This is a genomic window from Flavobacterium gelidicaeli (genome assembly GCF_013294005.1).
Lineage (GTDB): Bacteria > Bacteroidota > Bacteroidia > Flavobacteriales > Flavobacteriaceae > Flavobacterium.
Genome location: NZ_JABSNK010000009.1, coordinates 1 through 20,534 on the forward strand (window position 1 = coordinate 1; position 20,534 = coordinate 20,534).

The following is a 20,534-nucleotide window of genomic DNA, read 5'->3' on the forward strand; positions in this document are numbered from 1 at the left end:
ATTTTTACCCATCGTTATTTGAATTTTGCAACTCTAAATTACGATTATTTTAAGAAGCCATTAATTTGGCTTCTTTTTTTATCGGACAACAATGAATAAAAATGTAAATTTTGATAACTATTAAAAAATTATAAATAGCCTTAAAAAACTTCATTATTATTTAGATAATCGTAAAAAAAATGACTTTTAAATAGAGATACCTATTTTAAAATAGCTCATCTGAACATGACTAAAAAACACTCAAATATGCGCTTTTAATATTACTTTAGGATAAGACACAAAAAAACGGACTCCTACCTACAAGTCACAATTTCGCTGCTAATTCGTCAGTAAAAAAGTGATTTGGAGGTCTGAGTCCGTAATCTATATAGTGCTTATGACTATTTTAATCCTTCAAGAAAACCAGTATGTGATTTTTTTACACTGTAATCTTCATTGTACATCAAAGGCCAATCAATATGTCCCCAAAAATCTAGCAACCAAGATTCACTATCTCTCATTCCCCAAACCGTAAGTGCATACTGATTAGCTGCAGGAATAGCGTTAAAAATCTTCACTACTTCTTTGTACTTGTTTTTTTGTTCAATAGCTCTTTCAGGTGTTAATGAAGTTAAATTATTGTCAGGGTTAGCTTGAATATCTAATTCTGCAAAATGCATTAATAAATTTCTAGAAACAGTCCCATCAACCACAGCTTGAATTTCTGAAGCAGCAGGCCCTTTATAACTAATATGCATTTGTGCACCTAAACCATCAATAAGGTTGTCTTTTTTCAAATCATCAGCAATTTTAAAGATTGCAGCTCTTTTAGTAGCAGAAGATGCGAAATTATAATCATTGTAAAACAATTTACATGCAGGATCAGCAGCTCTAGCCCATTGGTAACATTTTTTAATATAATCGTCTCCCAATTTTTGTTTGAAAATTGAATTTCTTAACGGGTTTCCACTACCATCATCAACAGCTTCGTTAACAACGTCCCAAGATTTTACTTTTCCTTTGTAACGTGTTACTACGGTAGTAATATACTCTTTAATCATGGTCTCAAACTCAGCATCTGTACCTACAAAATTAGTTACCCAACTTGGGACTGAATTGTGCCATATCAAAGCATGTCCATGAAGATTTAAGTTATTATCTGTAGCATACTTCACAATTTTATCAACAGCTGTAAAGTCATACGTCCCCTTACTTGGATACATTTGATCCATTTTCATTTCGTACTCAGACGTAATGTTATCATATTCTCTTAAGATAATGTCCGATGTTATTCCCGTTAGTCGATTAGATCTTACTATCATACCTACATTAAAATTAGCTGCTTCTTTTAGCGCCGTTGTGGGTTCTGGACCTGTACTGATTATTTCTGTTACGATCACATTTGAAAATGCAGAAATTGACTCCCCTCGTACCGCTCTTACTCTATAATAATAAGTAGTACCAGAATCTAAACCTTCAATGTCTATCGTTAAAGCATTTACTGATAATTCATTATAATTTGGTAAAAGAGTTGAGAAATCAGCCGTTGTAGATACATCTAACAAATAATTATCGGCACGATACACTCTTGTCCAGTTAGCGGTAAATCCAGAATCAGTCAGATTCACTGCAGCATATGCAGAAGGTACCCCAGCAATCACTGCTACTTCTTCATCACTTTTAGAACAGCTTAATACAAATAAGCTTAAGCAGATTAACAACAAAGCTTGTTTTATTTTCATTTTTTTCATCTATATTTTTTTTTTTAAAGGTTGCTGCTTATATGCAGCAACCTTTCTAACAATTAACATTATTTACACTAAACCGAACTAGCGTAAAACCTTAAATCTAATATTATCAAATTGAACTTTAGAAGGATTTGGTGTTCCTCCATTTTGATTAATCGTCATCTTAACTTGGTTTATTTTAGAAGGATTTACATCTCCCTGACCTTGCTCTGATGAATCATAATTAGCTCCGAAATCTGAAGTTTTAACCTCTATAGTTTGCCATCCTGCAGTTGCAATTGTATAAGAATACGCCCAGTTTCCGCCATCACTGTCTACAAGAAGTAAATCAATTTTAGTTCCTATCGCTCCTCCACTATTTACATCGATAAGATAGAATGCTTTATCAGCATCTGTAGCCGTTTCACTCAATAAAGCATTTCCAGCATCAGATTGGCTTCCATTATATCCGTTTGCAGTGGCGCCTGCCCAAGTAAATTCTGCATATTTTCCAGATGTACCTCCTACGTCTGAATAAGAAAGTGTATTTGCATCACCATATTTTACCCAATTATTGTTGGGACGCAAACCACCACCATCAAAATCAGCCACTTTATATAAATCAAATCCTTGATCTATGTCTAAAAATCTTTTTGTAGTTCCTCCAGGCGTTGTAATTTCTACATCACCACCTGCAATTGCACTTGTTGGTACCATAAAAGTTAGTGAAGTAGAATTGATACGAGTAAAACTAACTGCTTCGCCTGCGAACTTAACAGAGGAAATGTTGAAAAACCAACCCCCATTTACCGTTACCACAGTTCCAACTTTTGGAACTAAAGGTTCAAATTTTTCAGAAATTATTGCTTTTGGCTGTAGAATTTCGAAACTAGAAACAACTACTTCACCATTTCCTTTTGTAATTTTTAATTCTTGAACTCCAAATCGGCTTCCTTTTTTATCATCAAAAGGAACATTAAAAAACAACGATAAATCAGAGCTCAATTGTGGATTAAAAATTACATTAACTGTATTGTCAAATTCAACTGTTTTAACATTACTTAATCCTGATCCTTCTATTTTTACTAAATCCCCAGGATAGCCTTTATCCTTATTTTCAGTTGGTGGAGAGGTTGTATTGTCTAAACTATACACCCCTTCCAACATTGCTGCAGCACCAGAATCATTATCATTTGAGCATGATGATAGCGCTAAGCAAACAATCAGGAATCCTAGAAAATGTCTACTATTTTTTATTATTTTACTCATTGTTTTATATTTTAATTATTAAAATTGAAAAGGAACTGGAGTCTCTCTAAGAAGTGGGTTAGCATCTAATTCAGAAGCAGGAATTGGAATCAAGAAAGAATTTTCAGTTGGTACTACTTTTTTAGAATTTACTTCTAATAAAGCAATATTACTGTATGCTCCTCTTTCCTGATTTGAAATAATATTTATCGCTTCCGCTCTGTCTCTTCTCACTAAATCAAACCAATAATCTCCTTCTAATACCAATTCAAGTCTTCTTTCTTTAAAAATATCACTCTTCGTAATACTTGTTTTTGCAGGCAATCCTGCTCTAGTTCTCACTTTATTAAATGATCCTAAAGCGTCTGCTGATGCAGTAGAAGAAGAATTACCTAATATAGCCTCAGCGTGAATTAATAATACTTCAGCATAACGCAACATCGTCGTATTTTGATTGGTTTGTTGTGGACAAGCACCTACGAATTCAGCTGTTGAACCAATAACATATTTTCTAAAACCCATTGATCCACCAAAACCACCAGGACTTACTGTGTAACCTCCTTTTTTAGTTACTAATTCGGGATAAAAATCCCCAGGCAACATAATAGTAGATTTTCTTCTTTTATCATTCTCTTCATACGCATTACGCAAATCGATACTAGGTACAAAAGTTTTCCATCCTGTATAATCTCCTGTAATTTCTGATGTTGGAGTAATATAAGATTGCGCTGCATTACCGTATCCGTATCCTACACAACCTACCCATTGCAAAGAGAATATTGACTCTCTACTGTTATTATTTGCTGGACTATTGAACATCAACCCATAATCATCAATAAGGGAGTAATCACCGCTTCTTATAACATTTTCAGAATGAATTTTAGCATTTGGATAATCTTTTAGCGTAATGTACACTTTAGCCAACATTCCGTCACAAGCACTTTTTATGACTCTACCTCTTTCAAGAGAACTATTCCCCGTTACTAATGGTAAACGTTTGTATGCCTCATTATAATCGTTGATAATAAATTTGTATACATCCTCTACATTATTTCTATACGTAGGAACTTTGTCTGTGTATTGCTCTATTTTATTTAAAATAGGCACGGCACCAAAGATTCTAACCAAATAAAAGTAAGCAGTGGCTCTCATAAAATAAGCCTCTCCTTTTACTCTTTCAACCACTTCAGGAGTTGTTGCTGGTCCTACATTTTTTTCTAAGTTGTTTAATAGTGTATTGGACTGCGCTACAACATTAAACAATGATTGCCATCCTTCAAAAACAAACTGATTAGTTGAATTTACAGAGAAGTTCTCAAATTGAGCTAAATCAGAATAAGCACCTACAGAATTACCAGCATAGGTATCTAATCCGTAAACGAACTTTTCATTAAAATAGAACCAAGGACGACCATAAAGTCCGCTACCAGATCCTAATACTTGTCCATCTGAAGTATAAAAATTATCTAAAACTAATTTATCCTCTGGCGGATTGTCTAAAAATTCTGTTGAGCACGATACTGTAAAAAATACAGCTATCAAAAGCACGAAATATTTAGTTGAATTTTTCATGTTGTTATTTTTTTTAAAAATCTAAGTTTAAACCTAATGTAAATACTCTAGCTACTGGATAACGTCCATTATCAACACCTGATAATAAGGCATCTTGACTAAATGAACCTACAGCAGGATCTAATCCAGAATAATTTGTGATTGTGAACAAGTTTTGTCCTGTCATGTATATTCTTAATTTACTGAAAAATTTAGTTTTACTAATGAATTCCTCAGGCATGGTATACCCAAAAGTTACATTTTGTAACCTTAAATAAGAACCATCCTCTACAAAACGGTCAGATACTCTACTGTTTCCATTAGGATCTCCATTTACATATCTTGGTATGTTTGTGTTTTCGTTCACACCAGCTATGAAACGATTGTTTACATCAGCACTTTGGTTTGAATACGGTCCACCTGTTCCTCCCAAACTTTCAGTAAGTTTTCTAGTCCAGTTGTAAATTTTATTTCCTTGAGTTCCTAGAAAAACAATAGATAGATCAAGATTTTTGTACGTGATATTATTGATTACACTATACGTAAAATCCGGAATTGGATTTCCTATATTAGTTCTGTCACCAGCATCAATTTTCCCATTACCATTGATATCTTTAAATTTTATATCACCAACCCATACTTTACCATTTGCACCAACTTCATTATCCGGCGTAGGGCTATCTGCTATATCTTTTTCAGATTTGTAAATTCCATCAACTTGATACCCAAAAAACTGACCTACAGGTGATCCTACTCCTGTTTTTGTTATTGTATTATTAAATTGGAAATTTCTATATATAGCTGAATTATTATCTCCAAAAGACGTTAGCTTATTTTTAAATGTCGAAAATATAAAAGATGAATTCCAGTTAAAGTTATCATTTGAAATATTTCTTGTGTTTAAGGTAACATCCCATCCTTTATTTTCGATATCACCAAGGTTAATTACTTTCGCTCCTAGACCTAAATTTCCTTGTTGTGGATTTGTACCTAAATAAGCAGGTACTGGCTCACTGAATAAGAAATCACTTGACACTTTTTTATAATAATCAACTTCTAAACGTAAGGCATCTTTAAAGAATCCTACTTCTACACCAAAGTTAGATGCTTTGGTTGTTTCCCATTGTACCGTTGGGTTTTGAATATTTTCTTGTGCAAAACCAGTTCCAAAACCCGTAGGAAAACTTACAATTGATGAACCGTATTTGTAACTTCCTATATTTTGATTCCCAACTTCTCCATAACCCGCTCTAAATTTTGCGTGATTAACCACATCTTTAAGTCCTTCGAAAAAAGGCTCATTACTAATTACCCAACCCGCAGCAAAAGAAGGAAAATAACCTGTTTTATAACCATCTCCAAAGTTAGAAGAGGAATCTGAACGTACTGTAGCTGTTAGCAAATATTTATCATTAAAGGAATAATTTAAACGAGCAAAATAAGAGTTTAAACTATTTGTCCCTTTATAATTACCATTTGTAGCCGTTTTAGCATCTCCAAGACCTAGCGTAGTAATATCATTTGATAAAAACCCAGTTCTTGTACCAGAAATCCCTTCATATTTAGACTCTTGCGCTTCTTGACCTAATAAAGCAACAACATTGTGTCTACCAAAAGTTTTAGAATACGTAAAGTAATTTTGTAATGTCCAGAACATACTTTGATTTTGTTGCTTAACAGACACACTACTTGTACTTGTTGTACCTATTGTAATATCTGGGTAAAAAACAGAACCATTAGTTGTATTAAAGTCATATCCTAAAACAGATTTAAAAGCCAAATCTTTAGAAAATGAAATTTCGCCAAAAAGACTTCCAACAATTTTATATTTTGCAAGATTGTTTCCTTTAGTCAAAGCTGTAGCTACAGGATTTGAAGCCGATGTATTACCAAAACCTTCTATTGGTCCACCAAAAGTCCCATCAGAATAGCGTACAGGAATATTAGGAGATTGCGATACGGCAGTACTAATCACACCATCTTCAGTATCGTTAAAGGCAATTTTTTGTTGTGTATTTGATAAAGTAACATTGTTTCCTATTTTGAACCAATCGTTAACTTTAGTATCAATATTCAATCGCATAGAATACCTTTTGAAACCAGTATTAATTACAATACCATCTTGTTCAAAATAATTTAATGACGTATAATATCTTGTATTGTCTTTTCCGCCTGAAATAGTGATCTGATGATTTTGCATCTGAGCATTTCTAAAAATTTCTTTTTGCCAGTCTGTTCCTTTTCCTAGTATTTCAGGATTTTGAAACTCATATGGAATTTGTTGTCCTAATTCTGTACTTACACTTGCTCTGTATTTTGCAAAATCTTGTAAATTAAGAACATCTAAGAATTTAGTAACCTGCTGTACACCTGTGTAGGTTTCATAAGAGATTACCGATTTTCCTTTTTTTCCTTTTTTAGTTGTAATCAAAACAACTCCGTTAGATCCTCTAGAACCATAAATCGCAGTTGCCGAAGCATCTTTAAGAATATCCATTGATTCAATATCTGATGGATTTATCGCTGTTAAAGCACTTGACTTAGTTTGTCCGTTTGCACCTCCCAAAGAGTTGTAATTAAAAGAGTCATTATTGTCTCCTCCATTAATAGGTACACCATCTACAACATATAAAGGCTCATTTCCTGATAACGAAGCGATTCCACGTATTCTAATGGAAACACCACCTCCGGGAGTTCCTGAATTTTGAGTTATCGTTACCCCAGAAACTTTTCCTTGCAATGCTTGATCTATCCCTGTAAAGGGTTGGTCCTTGATTGATTTTGCACTAACGGTAGAAACAGCTCCTGTTACATCTTTTTTCTTTACAGAACCATAACCAATCACTACAACCTCGTCTAGGTTATTTGTATCTTCAGTTAGAGTGACATTGATAGTACTTTTATTATCTGCTGCAACTTCTTTAGAGGCAAACCCTATAAAACTAAAAATAATCCTAGAGTTTGCAGGAACTTTATCTAGAGCAAAAGAACCGTCTGAGTTTGTTACAACTCCTGTAGCCGTCCCTTTTACTGAAACATTTACACCAGGCAAAGGCAATCGAGCCTGATCTGTTACGACCCCTTTAATGGTCTTGGTTTGCGACAGCACTGTCTGTGTGCAAATCATTGCCAACGCTATTAGTGCGAATTTTAGCTTGATCATCATATTAAATTGGTTTTTATTCGTTAGTTAATTGTTTTTACTTATTATCAAAATATTTAATTTTTATAATTCTAAAATCATTGTTAATATATCTCATTTTCAAAACGAACCTTGTCGTTTTTTTTAGCCTCTTTTTGACAGCCGTTCATTTGAAATAATAAAATTTAATTTTCCCCGCATGGTTTGTGTGTTAATGGTTTAATTAAAAAATCAGTTTGTCTTTATAATTAGTTTACAGAGTCAAAAATAGAGTAAGAGTGGACCTATTATATAGTACAAATGATGCAAAATCTAGTTCATTTGATGCATTACCCTCTTTCCATCTCAATGATTTCGGGACATTAAGAATATTACAATGAAAAATCTATTTTTTAAGTAATTAGCAATCGTTTTATTTTATTTTTAATTAAGTAAAAAAAAAAACACCTTTTTATTACACACTTCATAATTATCATAAAAAATATAAATTAGCAAGTTACACCGACTTTATCTCCAAATAAACAAAGAAATATGAAACCAAACATTTGTATTCTTACATTATTTTCAAACTGAATTTTTTGAATTATAAACCAAAAAAAAAGAGTTCAATTTGAACTCTTTTGGTACTTAACAACAATTTTTTATTCTGAATCTGTTGCATCATTATCCATTTTTGTAGGCAAGTGTCCATATTTTGCTTTATAACATTTAGTAAAATATGACGGCGATGCAAAGCCCACTATATAACTTATTTCGTTGATATTGCTATCTCCTAATTGTATAAGTTCTTTTGCTTTCTCCAATCGGACATTTCGGATAAATTCATTTACTGAAACTCCAGTTAACGTTTTAATTTTTCGATACAACTGACTCCTACTTAGAAAAACTTTTGAAGCTAAAACCTCCACACTCAAATCAGAGTCACTAATATTTTCATGAATAAAAGTTAATGTCTTTTGTATAAAATCATTATCAAGAGTAGTTGTTTTTTCTTTCGTGTTCTTGGTAATTCCTTTATAAAATTTATCAAACATGATTTGCCTACTGTTGATTAACTGCCCTAAACTGGATTTTAAAACATCCATATCAAAGGGTTTACTCATGTACATGTCTGCTCCAGAATCGATTCCTTCTAACTTGTCCTGAACCAAAGCTTTTGCAGAAAGCATCAACAATGGAATGTGACTCGTTTTTAAATCGGCTTTTACCGCTTTACATAATTCAAGACCATTCATTACAGGCATAATCACATCTGTCAAAATCAAATCGGGCAATTTTTGTTTAGCTAATTCAAACCCTTTTTGACCATTTTCGGCAACAATTACTTTATAACTTTTTTTCAATTCGTCTTTCAAGTAATTTCGCAATTCGGTATTATCTTCGACGATTAATATAGTATGCGTAATTTCGTTTGTAATGGCTACTGTATTGCTTGCTGCTTTTTCATCGACCACTACTTTTTTAATTGACTCTCTCAATACTACTTGATGTTCCTCATCTAGAATTTCAGCTTCGGTAAAATATTCATTACCTAACGGAAATACCACAGTAAACGTGGTTCCCACCCCCAATGTACTATTTACTTCAATCTTACCTTTGTGCAATTCGACAAAACCACGCACTACCTCAAGCCCTATTCCTGTGCTACCATAGTAGGTTTTATTAAGATTGTTAACTTGGTAAAAACGATCAAAAATGCGTTTAATTTCTTTCTTGTTCAATCCCGCACCCGTATCTTCAATGGCTATTTCAAATGTTTCTACTTTGTTTTGAGTATTAGCCAATGGTAAAAAAATCATTTTTTGTGATGCGTTGATACTCACTTTTATTTTCCCATTGTCAGCAGTTACTTTGAATGCATTAGAAATAATATTGAAAATAATTTTTTCAAACATCTTAGGATCTAACCAATCTTGAAGAGAATCAACGGTAGATTCAAACTGTAAATTGATGGATCTACTAGCGGCTTCCTCTTCAAAATAACTAACAATATTTTGAGTAAAACTCACCACTTCTATTAGTTGCACATGCAACGCCATTTTATTAAACTGTAATTTATTGAAGTCCATTAATTCATTAATCAAGCGTGATAAACGATCTGAACTTTTATGAATAACAAACAGTTTATTTAGGACTTCAGGAGGTAAACCAAAACTTTTATTTTTTAAAATATCTTCTAATGGATTAATAATCAAAGTAAGTGGCGTTCTAAACTCATGAGAAATATTTGTGAAAAACTGTAATTTCTTAGCATTTAATTTTTCGATTTGAACGGCTTTATCTCTTTCAAATTGAATAGCTTGTTTTTCCTCAAATCTCCTTTGTAAAAATTTCTTCATGTAAATAGATACCAAGATAAAAGCCAATACATATAAAAAATAAGCAAAATTTGTACGCCAGAATGGTGGTAGCACCTCAATGTGCAATTGCAATGGTTTTGCACTCCAGACTCCGCCTCTTTTGGCTGATTTTACATTAAAAATATATTTTCCTGCAGGTAAATTAGTATAAGTAGCTGCACGTTTACCACCTACAAAATTCCATTCTTTTTCAAATCCTTCTAAATAATAAGCATACTCATTTTTACCAGGATGCGCATAATTCAAACCTACATATTCGATAGTAAAAACCGATTGATCATTTGTCAAAACTAGGTATTCAGTCTCTGATATTACCTTTGTAAGTGGTGAATCAGCATCATTAGGACCCACTGACTTATTGAATAATTTTAAATCACTAAAATATAACAAAGGTTGCTTGGTACTTTTTACTATTTGTTTTGGGTTGAAATAATTGATTCCTTCGTAACTACCAAAGTACAAATCACCATTTTTGTCTTTTAAAACTGAATTATTATTGAAATCATTGTCTAAAAGTCCATCATCTTTTGTAAAGTTTATCGCGTTTTTTTTCTTTAAATCCACTTTGGTGATTCCCGCTTTTCCACTAATCCAGATAGCACCCTCTTGATCCTCAACGATTGCAGCAACTGACTTCTCGACTAAGCCCTTAAAATTATAATAGTAATCAAACTTATTAGCTGCAGGATTGTAACTAAATAATCCTGCACCATCAGTACCAATCCAAATATGTTTGTTTTGAGACTCATACAAGGATAAAACTGACTGGTTTTTTTGCATTTTTATGTCCGTCATCATTTGATTTTTCAAGGCCACTACCGAAAAATTAAAATTTTCATCATGCGAAACCCGAAATAATCCCAAGGTCGATCCTACCCAAATCCTATCATTCGAATCCACTAAAATTTTTCGAACATCTCCATTTGTTAGTCCATTTAATGAAAATGGAGCTGTATCACAATGATAAAATTTATTCTCAGAAGGAACATAATAGTGTAAACCTCGTAAATACGTACCAATCCAGATGACTCCATTAGAATCTTCAGAGAAGCTTAGCATTCTGTTTGAGATTATACCTGAAGTATTATTAGTATTGAAATTCACAAAACTATTTGTCCCTTTTTTTAAAAAATAAATCCCATCATTCCAGCTACCTAACCAAACATTTTCTTTACTATCTATAAAAACGGTTTGGATATCATCACTTTTTAAACCCGATAAAAAAGATGCGTTTTTACTGTTAATATGTTTATTATTATTCGTAATTGGATCATAATAATCAACGCCTCCACCTTCAAGACTGATCCATAATTTACCCGATTTGTCCTTTGCAATACTTGTTACTGACTTCGCTTGAAGCGCATTTTCTTTATTGTAAGTAGTGCTACCTATAGCATTAAACTTACTGTATAATTTATCAAAAACATCAACTCCTTGATTGTAGTAGCCCAACCAAACTCTATTTTCTTTATCGGCAAATAGGGACCAAACCGAATTTGATTTTAAACTATTGTTCTCCGCTTTGTTGTTGATGTACTTTTTAAGAATCACTCCTTGCTCATCTACCAGAAATAAGCCATCATTTTCTGTTGCGCACAAGATGGAATTGCCTTCTCCTTGCAGTAGTGCCATGACTCTTTTCTTGGTTATTGGAAATGATTTTTGAGAAAATCCAGCCGCATCTTTGGATACTTTAACTAATCCATTATAAAAAGTTCCTAACCATATATTTTGCTTTCGATCTAAAACAATGGATTCTATATGTTCATTGACCAAGGTTTCTCCGGTTGCATTGCGGACATTTTTCATGATTTTAGAACCAGCTTGCAAAGACTTTAATCCAAAACTAGTTCCCACGTAAATTGTACCATCTGCAGCCTTAGTAAAGCAATTTACCTGATAATTAGTATAAGTGACCACTTCTGAATCTATAAAGGATATAATTGATGTTTTTAAATTGAATTTCAAAATACCTCTCCCGAAAGTCCCAATAATCAAATTGCCTGAATTGTCTTGAATGATACTTTTTACAGGAACATCACTTTTACCGCCCTTTAATTGCTTTATTTTAAGATCAATAGTTTCAAATTTATTGAGTTCTCGATTGTAAAAACACAATCCCTGATCAGTACCAACCCATAATTTATTGTTTGAATCAACATAAGTACAGTAGATTATGTTGCTTATAATAGAACTATCTTTTTGCCAATCATTTTCGAAAACAGTATAACTTATTCCATCATATTTATACAAACCAGCACCAAAAGTACCAATCCACATATACCCATATTGATCCTGAGTAATACAAGAAACTCCTCTTTTAGAAATTCCCTCATTTATATTTATAAATTGATAACCTTCATACAATTTTTGTGAATGTGCCACATTAGTAACTACACTCAACATGATAAACAAGATGACTATCTTAAAAAATGGGAACGTTTTAATCATTTTCAAAATAAGTGATGGTTAAAAATTATAGTATCGATTTTAATTAAATAAATATGTTCTAGAGAAAATGCATGAGATGGTAAATATCAAATAACTGATTCGAATAAGCAACAATAGTGCAATCTTATTTTAAGTTAATTTTAACATTTTAAAAAAGCTTGTAGCTCCTCTTTAATTTTTTTTTATCGAAAGTTAAGTCCTTAATTTTGATCAAATAAGAAATTTCATCTCCATAATCTCGTTTCCAATGATAAACTGGTCAAGCAACCTAGGGATAGTGCTCCTCTTTTTATTGTATTACTTGAAACTCTAATACGATGTCGTTATGATAGGTTTCATTTGGTTTCAAAATTGAATTTGGAAAATGGCTATTATTAGGTGCATCAGGAAAGTTTTGAGGTTCAAAACAAATTGCTGGAAAAGGACCTTCACCCAAATTATTTTTGAATTGCAAATTAGGAAATTGTTTGGGAGTATAAATAACCATTGCTGGTTGATTATGGTAGACATTCATTTTAATTCCAGATTGAGACGAATACAAACTTGCCTTCAAGTGACCCTCGCCCATCACAAACGTATCATCAAATCCTTTAAATGTAGGTTTGTTAATTTTTGAAGAAATAGTATAATCAAAAGCCGTATTTACTGATTCCAAAATACGTCCTGACGGAATTAATTGCGCATCAACTTCTAGATGTTGCGTGCTATTAATATACAATTCTTGATCTAAAACAGTACCTGAACCGTTAACATTTATATAAGGATGAATCGTTAAATTAACTGGTGTAGCCTGATCAGTACTCGCCGAATAACTAATCTTTAAACTATTAGAATCCGTAATTTCAAATGAAGCTTCTACTTTTAATTCTCCAGGATATCCATTCTCTAAATGCGGACTCACATACGTCAAAACAACTGTAGTATCAGTTTGTGATTTTAAGCTCCAATACTTTTTATCAAATCCTTCCCCTCCGTGCAAGTGAACACCATCATTATGTTCTAATGGATATACTTTGCCGTCAACTTCAAATTTCCCTTTAGATATTCTTCCAGCATAACGACCTACTGTACTTCCTAAAAACAGAGTAACATCAGTATAAGGTGCTTTGATATACTCTTGAGCATCTTCTAAACCTACGACTACATTAGTTACAGTGCCTGAATTATTAGGAACTTTTAAACTAATAATTGTCACGCCAAAATTAGAAACTTCAAGTTCCATTCCGTTTTTATTCTTTAGAGTATATAATGCCAGAGTGTTCATTTAATGTGTTTTAATAGTAAGTTATTTTGATAGAAATAGTAATCCTAATTTCAAAAATTACATCGTTGCTGTGAATGCTTTAATAAATTAAATAGTATCAGCAGGGTAAACAATTCCTGCCTCTTTTCGTACTTGGTCTGCAATCGTAATGAGGTCTATACTATTTTGATGTGACCACATTTTGCTTTCAATTTTATTTGCAGCGATGCATTTATGACATTCTTCAATTTCATAGGTAAAACCTTTTCCTTTTGTAGGTAGAAGAATTTTTGTTTCCTCATCATCATTAAATATAGAAAAACTCTGAGCTTCATGCCACATAGGATCAATTACAATACGCCCTTTTTCACCGCTTATCGTAGCATGCATATTGGTTCTAGCGATAAAACTACTATGTAAAACCGCTTGTGCATTTGGATAATTCAAAAGCATGGTGGTTTGTTTGTCGGCTCCGCCTTCGTAAAAGAGTGAAGATGCCGCAATGTTTTCGGGTTTTCCCAAAATCATATAGGATAAAAACAAGGGATAAACACCCATGTCTAATAATGATCCACCGCCCAGATTCACATCTTCTAGGCGGTTTTGACCATTGTTCATTATAAAACCAAAATCAGCATTTATGTATTGTATTTTCCCTAATTCACCCGTTCTTATTTTTGATAAAACAGCTGTAAAAGTAGGATTGAATCGGGTCCAGAAAGCCTCCATAAAAAAACGATTGTTTTTTCTAGAAGCTGCAATCATCTTCGAAGCTTGTACAAAGTTGATCGCAATTGGTTTTTCGCAAAGCACATGCTTTTTAGCATTTAGTGCCTGTATGCTCAAACTAGCATGCGAATCATGTGGCGTAGCAATATAAATGATATCAACTTGATCATCGTTAATGAGCGAATCGTAATCTCCGTAGCTTTTTACAGCACTAAACGTAGTGCCAAATTCGGTTGCTTTTTCTAGTGATCGAGACGCTACAGCATACAACTGTGCATTTTCAACCAAAGCTAAATCACGTGCAAATTGCTCAGCGATATTCCCCAAACCTATAATTCCCCATTTGATTTTATTTTCGCTCATCTTGATAATTTTTAAAAGTTGAAATGTGTAAGGATTTAGCCAAAGGAACATAAATGTTTTGGCTAAAGCCCTATTGCAATTTAATAAGAACCGTTGATTAAAGTCAACGTCTATTGATGCCAGACTTCACCAGAATCACTGATGATAGTCAACGGTAATTTATTTACGACTCATTACTTTTTCAACGGCTTTTAAAATAGCTTCACTATTCAAACCATATTTTGCCATTAATTGTGCTGGAGTTCCGCTTTCGCCAAAAGTATCTTTGGTAGCCACATACTCTTGTGGTGTAGGCGTATTTAAGGATAATAATCCCGCGACACTTTCACCTAAACCTCCTAAATAATTGTGCTCTTCACAAGTTACAATACAGCCTGTTTTTGCAACCGATTTTAAAATTGCTGCATCATCTAATGGTTTTATCGTGTGAATGTTAATTACTTCGGCACTAATACCCATAGCTTCTAATTGCTCAGATGCTTGTAAAGCTTCCCAAACCAAATGTCCTGTAGCAACAATAGTTACATCTGTACCTTCAGTTAATTGAATAGCTTTTCCAATTACAAATTTATTTTCGTTTGCAACATCGGTATATTTAGGCATAAATATTGGCACCACTGGACGTCCAAAACGTAAATATACTGGGCCGTGGTGTTCAGCAATTGCAATAGTAGCTGCTTCTGTTTGGTTGTAATCACAGGTATTAATAACGGTCATCCCCGGCAACATTTTCATCATTCCGATATCTTCTAATATCTGATGCGTTGCTCCATCTTCACCCAAAGTTAATCCTGCGTGAGAAGCACAAATTTTTACATTTTTATCAGAATACGCAACAGATTGACGAATTTGATCGTACACTCTTCCTGTTGAAAAGTTGGCGAATGTTCCTGTAAACGGAATCTTGCCACCGATAGAAAGTCCTGCTGCAATACAAATCATATTTGCTTCGGCAATACCAATTTGAAAAAAACGTTCTGGGTTTTCTTCAATAAATTTTTCCATTTTAAGCGAACCAATAAGATCCGCACAAAGTGCAACAACATTAGGATTTGTTCTTCCTAATTCGGCAAGACCTGCTCCAAAACCAGAGCGTGTGTCTTTTTGTTCGGTAAATGTATATTTTTTCATTGTTGTAAATTCAAAGATTAAAAAAAGAATAATAGAAAGATTTTAGCGACAATCTGAAAACTGATCACTAATCCCAGTGTTTAACCAGCAATCAAAGAAACTGAAAACTACTATTGAGACTGAATACTGAGACTGAAAACTTTCTAATAATCCCCCAAAGTTTCTGGATTTTGTCCTAATGCGTTTGCTAATTGCTCATCACTAGGTGCTTTTCCGTGCCATGCATGTGTATGCATCATAAAATCAACACCATTCCCCATCATTGTATGCAACAAAACACAAACTGGTTTTCCTTTTCCAGTTCTTGATTTGGCTTCTTTCATTCCAGCGATAACTGCTTCAATATTATTTCCTTCTTTGATTTCGATCACATCCCAATCAAAAGCTAGAAATTTATCTTTCAAACTTCCCATGCACAAAACAGTGTCTGTAGAACCATCGATTTGTTGCCCGTTAAAGTCGATTGTAGCAATAAGATTATCCACTTTCTTTGCAGAAGCATACATGATTGCTTCCCAGTTTTGGCCTTCTTGCAATTCTCCGTCACCGTGAAGTGTATAGACTAAATTAGTGTCTTTATTTAGTTTTTTTGCTTGTGCTGCACCAATCCCCACAGACAATCCTTGACCCAAAGATCCTGAAGCAATACGTACGCCAGGTAAACCATCGTGCGTTGTTGGGTGCCCTTGCAATCTTGAATTTAATAATCTAAAAGTACTTAATTCCGAAACAGGAAAATAACCACGTCGTGCTAGAACACTATAAAAAACTGGTGAGATATGACCATTAGAAAGAAAGAATAAGTCTTCATCTTGACCTACCATTTCAAATTCTGGCTTCAATACCATTAGTTCATTATACAATGCTACTAAAAACTCCGTACAACCCAAAGAAGCCCCAGGATGTCCCGAGTTTACTTTGTGTACCATTCTTAAAATATCTCTTCTTGTTTGAGATACATTATCTTGTAATTGTGAAATTTCCATAATTAGTTTCCTTTTTGGTAATCTGCTAAAAATTGTGCTAATCCGCTATCTGTCAATGGGTGTTTTAATAATCCTGTGATTGAAGATAATGGACCTGTCATAACATCTGAACCAACTTTAGCGCAATTGATTACATGCATTGTGTTACGAACAGAAGCAGAAAGAATTTGCGTTCCAAAATCGTAATTATCATATACTTGTCTGATTTCGGCAATTAAAGCCATTCCATCGGTACAAATATCATCTAATCTTCCTAAGAAAGGCGATACATAAGTAGCACCTGCTTTAGCCGCTAATAATGCTTGACCTACTGAAAACACAAGAGTTACATTCGTTCTAATTCCTTTATCAGAGAAATATTTACATGCTTTAATTCCTGCAGCAATCATTGGTAATTTTACCACGATTTGTGGGTGCAAAGCAGCTAATTCTTCTCCTTGGCTAATCATTCCTTCATAGTCTGTTGCAATAACTTCTGCAGATACGTCACCGTCCACTATTTCGCAAATTTTCACATAATGCTTCAAGATATTATCTGCACCTGTGATACCTTCTTTAGCCATTAACGATGGATTTGTAGTTACTCCATCTAATACTCCTAAGGCTTGTGCTTCTGCAATTTCAGCTAAATTTGCTGTATCTATAAAAAATTTCATTTTTAGTTATTTTAGTTAGTTTTTAGTTTAATTTTTTTTTATTTATTATCCCATAATTGGTTCATTTCCTCTAGAGTTTTCCCCTTAGTCTCTGGTACAAATTTCCAAACAAACAGCATCGCTAAGATTCCCATAACTCCATAAACCCAGTAGGCAAAACCATGATTAAACAATGCGATCAATTCGCTATTTTTATCCATTATAGGAAAAGACCAAGACACAAGATAGTTTGCTACCCATTGCACTGCTACGGCCACGGCTAATGCTTTACCTCTAATATTATTCGGGAAAATTTCTGCTAGTAAAACCCAAGTTACTGGACCCCAACTCATGGCAAATCCTGCAACATAAACAAGCATACAAATCAATGCAAAGACACCCATAGAGTGTGTAAAAAATGCTGTACCTAGCGCAAACATTGCTAAGGCCATTCCTAGTGCTCCAATAATCATTAAAGGCTTACGACCAATTTTATCAACTGTTTGAATTGCTAGAACAGTGAATATTAGATTTATTGCTCCTACTATTATAGTTTGTAGCAAAGCCGTATCTGTTCCTGACCCCATGCTTTTAAAAATTTCTGGCGCATAGTATAATACTACATTGATGCCCACAAATTGTTGAAAAACGGAAAGAAAAATACCAATAACAATCACCGATAATCCATAAGAAAACAACTTACCTGAATGCTTAGTGACTGTATTTTGAATGTCATTTAATATCATGTTAGCCTCTTCAGGACCGTTTACTTTAATAAGTACATCCAAAGCTTTTTCAGGTTTAGATTGTAGTACTAAAGATCTAGGCGTATCTGGAACCGAAAATAAGAATACTAAAAAGAGAACAGCTGGCACCACCTCTGAAGCAAACATCCATCTCCACCCAATTGCATTTAACCAAGTAGCATCACCTTGACGTGCTATAAAATAGTTAACAAAATAAACTACTAGCATACCAAAAACAATAGCAAATTGATTCATTGAAACTAACTTCCCGCGATTACGTGCAGGTGCAATTTCAGATATGTAAAGAGGCGATAACATCGACGCTAAGCCCACTCCTATTCCACCAATGATTCTATAGACTATGAAAAGACTGTAAAAAGTATGGTCACCTTGACCTATAGGTTTTACAAACATCTCAGGCATTGCAGAACCTAAAGCTGAAATTAGAAATAAAACTGCAGCCAATATTAGTCCGTTTTTACGGCCATATTTCTTGCTTATCACTCCTCCAAAAACACCACCTATGATACAACCTATTAATGCACTAGAGACTAAAAATCCAAGTCGAGCATTAGACGCCACCTCTGAAAGTCCGAAAGGGAGTACAAAGAATTTCTCTAAAGAACTTACTGTTCCTGAAATAACTGCTGTATCATATCCAAAAAGAAGTCCTCCAAGTGTTGCCACTAAAGTAAGTCTCCATAGATAGGCAGAATTTGATGCTGTTGACATATATTTATTTTAATTAATGGTTAGCTATAAAATTTATTGTAGTTGAATATAAGTGTACTAATAGTAGTAGTAGTAGTAGTAGTAAAATTTATATTCGAAAAGTATTAAAACAGCAACGAGAAGTAGTCAACAAACTACTTCTCTCTACTGCTAAACACAAATCAAAAAAATAAAATGGTTGATTAAATATATTGGTTAATTATATTTTCAAATAATTCTTGCTTACCACTTTGCAAGTTAAGCTCGCCATTTTCATGTGCAATTTTGTATAAATCTTGCATTGATAGTTTTCCATCTTCAAATGCTTTTCCGTTTCCAGTATCGAATGAACTGTAGCGGTCTGCTCTTAACTTATCATAAGCCGATGATGTGATAATTTTATCTGCAGTCAATAATGCTCTTGCAAACGTATCTGCTCCACCAATGTGTGCATGGAAAGCATCATCCATATCAGTTGAGTTTCTTCTGATTTTTGCATCAAAATTAACCCCACCACCTTGAAGACCACCTGCTTTTAAGAAAACCAACATAGCTTCGGTAGTCTCTTGAATGTTATTTGGAAACTGGTCAGTATCCCATCCGTTTTGGTAATCACCACGGTTAGCATCTAAGCTTCCTAACATTCCTGCTTGAGCAGCAACATCAATTTCGTGTTGGAAAGTATGTTGTGCTAATGTGGCATGATTTACTTCGATATTGATTTTGAAATCTTTCTCTAATCCTTGTGCGCGTAAGAACCCAATTGCAGTTGCAGTATCAAAATCATATTGATGTTTTGTTGGCTCCATAGGCTTTGGTTCAATTAAGAAATTCCCTTTGAAACCTTGAGCACGACCATAATCACGAGCCGTTCTCAAGAATTGTCCCATGTGGTCTAATTCTCTACCCATATCTGTATTTAGTAAAGACATATAACCTTCACGTCCACCCCAGAATACGTAGTTCTCACCACCTAAAGCAATTGTTGCATCCATAGCCAATTTAATTTGACCACCAGCTCTAGCCAATACATTAAAGTCAGGATTAGTTGCTGCACCATTCATGTAACGAGGATTAGAAAAAGCATTTGCAGTACCCCAAAGTAATTTTACTCCTGAAGCTGCTTGTTTCTCTTTCAAATACTCTGTGATTGCTGCCAATCTACTTTCTGATTCTTTGAAAGTAGCACCCTCTTGAATCAAATCATAATCATGGAAACAGTAGTAACCAAATCCCATTTTTGTAGTAAATTCAAATGCAGCATCTGCTTTTTCTTTTGCAGCTGTAAGCGCATCTGTAGGTTGGTCCCAAGGGAAATTTTGTGTTCCAGGTCCAAAAGGATCTGAACCTTGCCCACAGAAGGTATGCCAATATGCGATAGAAAACTTAAAGTGATCACGCATTGTTTTTCCAGCTACCACTTGGTCTGGGTTGTAGTATTTGAATGCTAACGGGTTGTCAGATTCTTTTCCTTCAAATTTAATATCTCCAATTCCTTTGAAGTATTCTTTATTTCCTAAAGTTGCCATTTT

The 20,534-nt window shown here is 33.8% G+C and carries 12 protein-coding genes; all 12 read right to left on the reverse strand.

The features are described from left to right. Positions 1 to 380: 380 nt before the first annotated feature. Positions 381 to 1,730 carry an endo-1,4-beta-xylanase gene (locus tag HNP99_RS13205; RefSeq protein ID WP_254596863.1) on the reverse strand — a complete coding sequence of 450 codons (1,350 nt, stop codon included), beginning with the start codon at positions 1,728 to 1,730 and terminating at the stop codon, positions 381 to 383. 78 nt (positions 1,731 to 1,808) lie between these two features. Continuing rightward, positions 1,809 to 2,975, reverse strand: a complete 1,167-nt coding sequence (locus tag HNP99_RS13210) for an IPT/TIG domain-containing protein (RefSeq protein WP_173853855.1) — start codon at positions 2,973 to 2,975, stop codon at positions 1,809 to 1,811. Positions 2,976 to 2,993: 18 nt separating this feature from the next. Then, positions 2,994 to 4,526, reverse strand: a complete 1,533-nt coding sequence (locus tag HNP99_RS13215; protein WP_173853856.1) for a RagB/SusD family nutrient uptake outer membrane protein — start codon at positions 4,524 to 4,526, stop codon at positions 2,994 to 2,996. A 13-nt stretch (positions 4,527 to 4,539) separates the two neighbouring features. Next, positions 4,540 to 7,671: a SusC/RagA family TonB-linked outer membrane protein gene (locus HNP99_RS13220; RefSeq protein ID WP_173853857.1), complete on the reverse strand. Its 3,132-nt coding sequence runs from the start codon at positions 7,669 to 7,671 to the stop codon at positions 4,540 to 4,542. Between the two features lie 617 nt (positions 7,672 to 8,288). Continuing rightward, complete coding sequence (locus HNP99_RS13225; RefSeq protein WP_254596864.1) at positions 8,289 to 12,458, reverse strand: hybrid sensor histidine kinase/response regulator transcription factor; 4,170 nt, start codon at positions 12,456 to 12,458, stop codon at positions 8,289 to 8,291. 289 nt (positions 12,459 to 12,747) lie between these two features. Next, positions 12,748 to 13,722 carry an aldose epimerase family protein gene (locus tag HNP99_RS13230; RefSeq protein ID WP_173853858.1) on the reverse strand — a complete coding sequence of 325 codons (975 nt, stop codon included), beginning with the start codon at positions 13,720 to 13,722 and terminating at the stop codon, positions 12,748 to 12,750. Between the two features lie 87 nt (positions 13,723 to 13,809). Then, positions 13,810 to 14,793, reverse strand: coding sequence for a Gfo/Idh/MocA family protein (locus HNP99_RS13235; RefSeq protein WP_173853859.1), 984 nt, complete (start codon positions 14,791 to 14,793; stop codon positions 13,810 to 13,812). Positions 14,794 to 14,952: 159 nt separating this feature from the next. Then, on the reverse strand, positions 14,953 to 15,924 hold the full coding sequence (locus tag HNP99_RS13240) for a transketolase family protein (protein ID WP_173853860.1): 972 nt from the start codon (positions 15,922 to 15,924) through the stop codon (positions 14,953 to 14,955). Between the two features lie 143 nt (positions 15,925 to 16,067). Next, entirely contained in the window at positions 16,068 to 16,910 is an 843-nt protein-coding gene (locus tag HNP99_RS13245; protein ID WP_173853861.1) for a transketolase, read from the reverse strand. Between the two features lie 2 nt (positions 16,911 to 16,912). Further along, positions 16,913 to 17,566, reverse strand: coding sequence for a fructose-6-phosphate aldolase (gene fsa, locus HNP99_RS13250; protein ID WP_173853862.1), 654 nt, complete (start codon positions 17,564 to 17,566; stop codon positions 16,913 to 16,915). A 38-nt stretch (positions 17,567 to 17,604) separates the two neighbouring features. Beyond that, entirely contained in the window at positions 17,605 to 19,023 is a 1,419-nt protein-coding gene (xylE, locus tag HNP99_RS13255) for a D-xylose transporter XylE (protein ID WP_173853863.1), read from the reverse strand. A 182-nt stretch (positions 19,024 to 19,205) separates the two neighbouring features. Then, positions 19,206 to 20,531 (reverse strand): xylose isomerase, encoded by a 1,326-nt coding sequence (xylA, locus tag HNP99_RS13260; RefSeq protein ID WP_173835973.1) that lies wholly within the window; start codon positions 20,529 to 20,531, stop codon positions 19,206 to 19,208. Positions 20,532 to 20,534 lie beyond the last annotated feature (3 nt).

Bases quoted from the DNA above. Each gene is read 5' to 3' on its own strand.
- HNP99_RS13205 (WP_254596863.1), bottom strand. From the start codon at position 1,730: ATGAAAAAAATGAAAATAAAACAAGCTTTGTTGTTAATCTGCTTAAGC.
- HNP99_RS13210 (WP_173853855.1), bottom strand. From the start codon at position 2,975: ATGAGTAAAATAATAAAAAATAGTAGACATTTTCTAGGATTCCTGATT.
- HNP99_RS13215 (WP_173853856.1), bottom strand. From the start codon at position 4,526: ATGAAAAATTCAACTAAATATTTCGTGCTTTTGATAGCTGTATTTTTT.
- HNP99_RS13220 (WP_173853857.1), bottom strand. From the start codon at position 7,671: ATGATGATCAAGCTAAAATTCGCACTAATAGCGTTGGCAATGATTTGC.
- HNP99_RS13225 (WP_254596864.1), bottom strand. From the start codon at position 12,458: ATGATTAAAACGTTCCCATTTTTTAAGATAGTCATCTTGTTTATCATG.
- HNP99_RS13230 (WP_173853858.1), bottom strand. From the start codon at position 13,722: ATGAACACTCTGGCATTATATACTCTAAAGAATAAAAACGGAATGGAA.
- HNP99_RS13235 (WP_173853859.1), bottom strand. From the start codon at position 14,793: ATGAGCGAAAATAAAATCAAATGGGGAATTATAGGTTTGGGGAATATC.
- HNP99_RS13240 (WP_173853860.1), bottom strand. From the start codon at position 15,924: ATGAAAAAATATACATTTACCGAACAAAAAGACACACGCTCTGGTTTT.
- HNP99_RS13245 (WP_173853861.1), bottom strand. From the start codon at position 16,910: ATGGAAATTTCACAATTACAAGATAATGTATCTCAAACAAGAAGAGAT.
- fsa (WP_173853862.1), bottom strand. From the start codon at position 17,566: ATGAAATTTTTTATAGATACAGCAAATTTAGCTGAAATTGCAGAAGCA.
- xylE (WP_173853863.1), bottom strand. From the start codon at position 19,023: ATGTCAACAGCATCAAATTCTGCCTATCTATGGAGACTTACTTTAGTG.
- xylA (WP_173835973.1), bottom strand. From the start codon at position 20,531: ATGGCAACTTTAGGAAATAAAGAATACTTCAAAGGAATTGGAGATATT.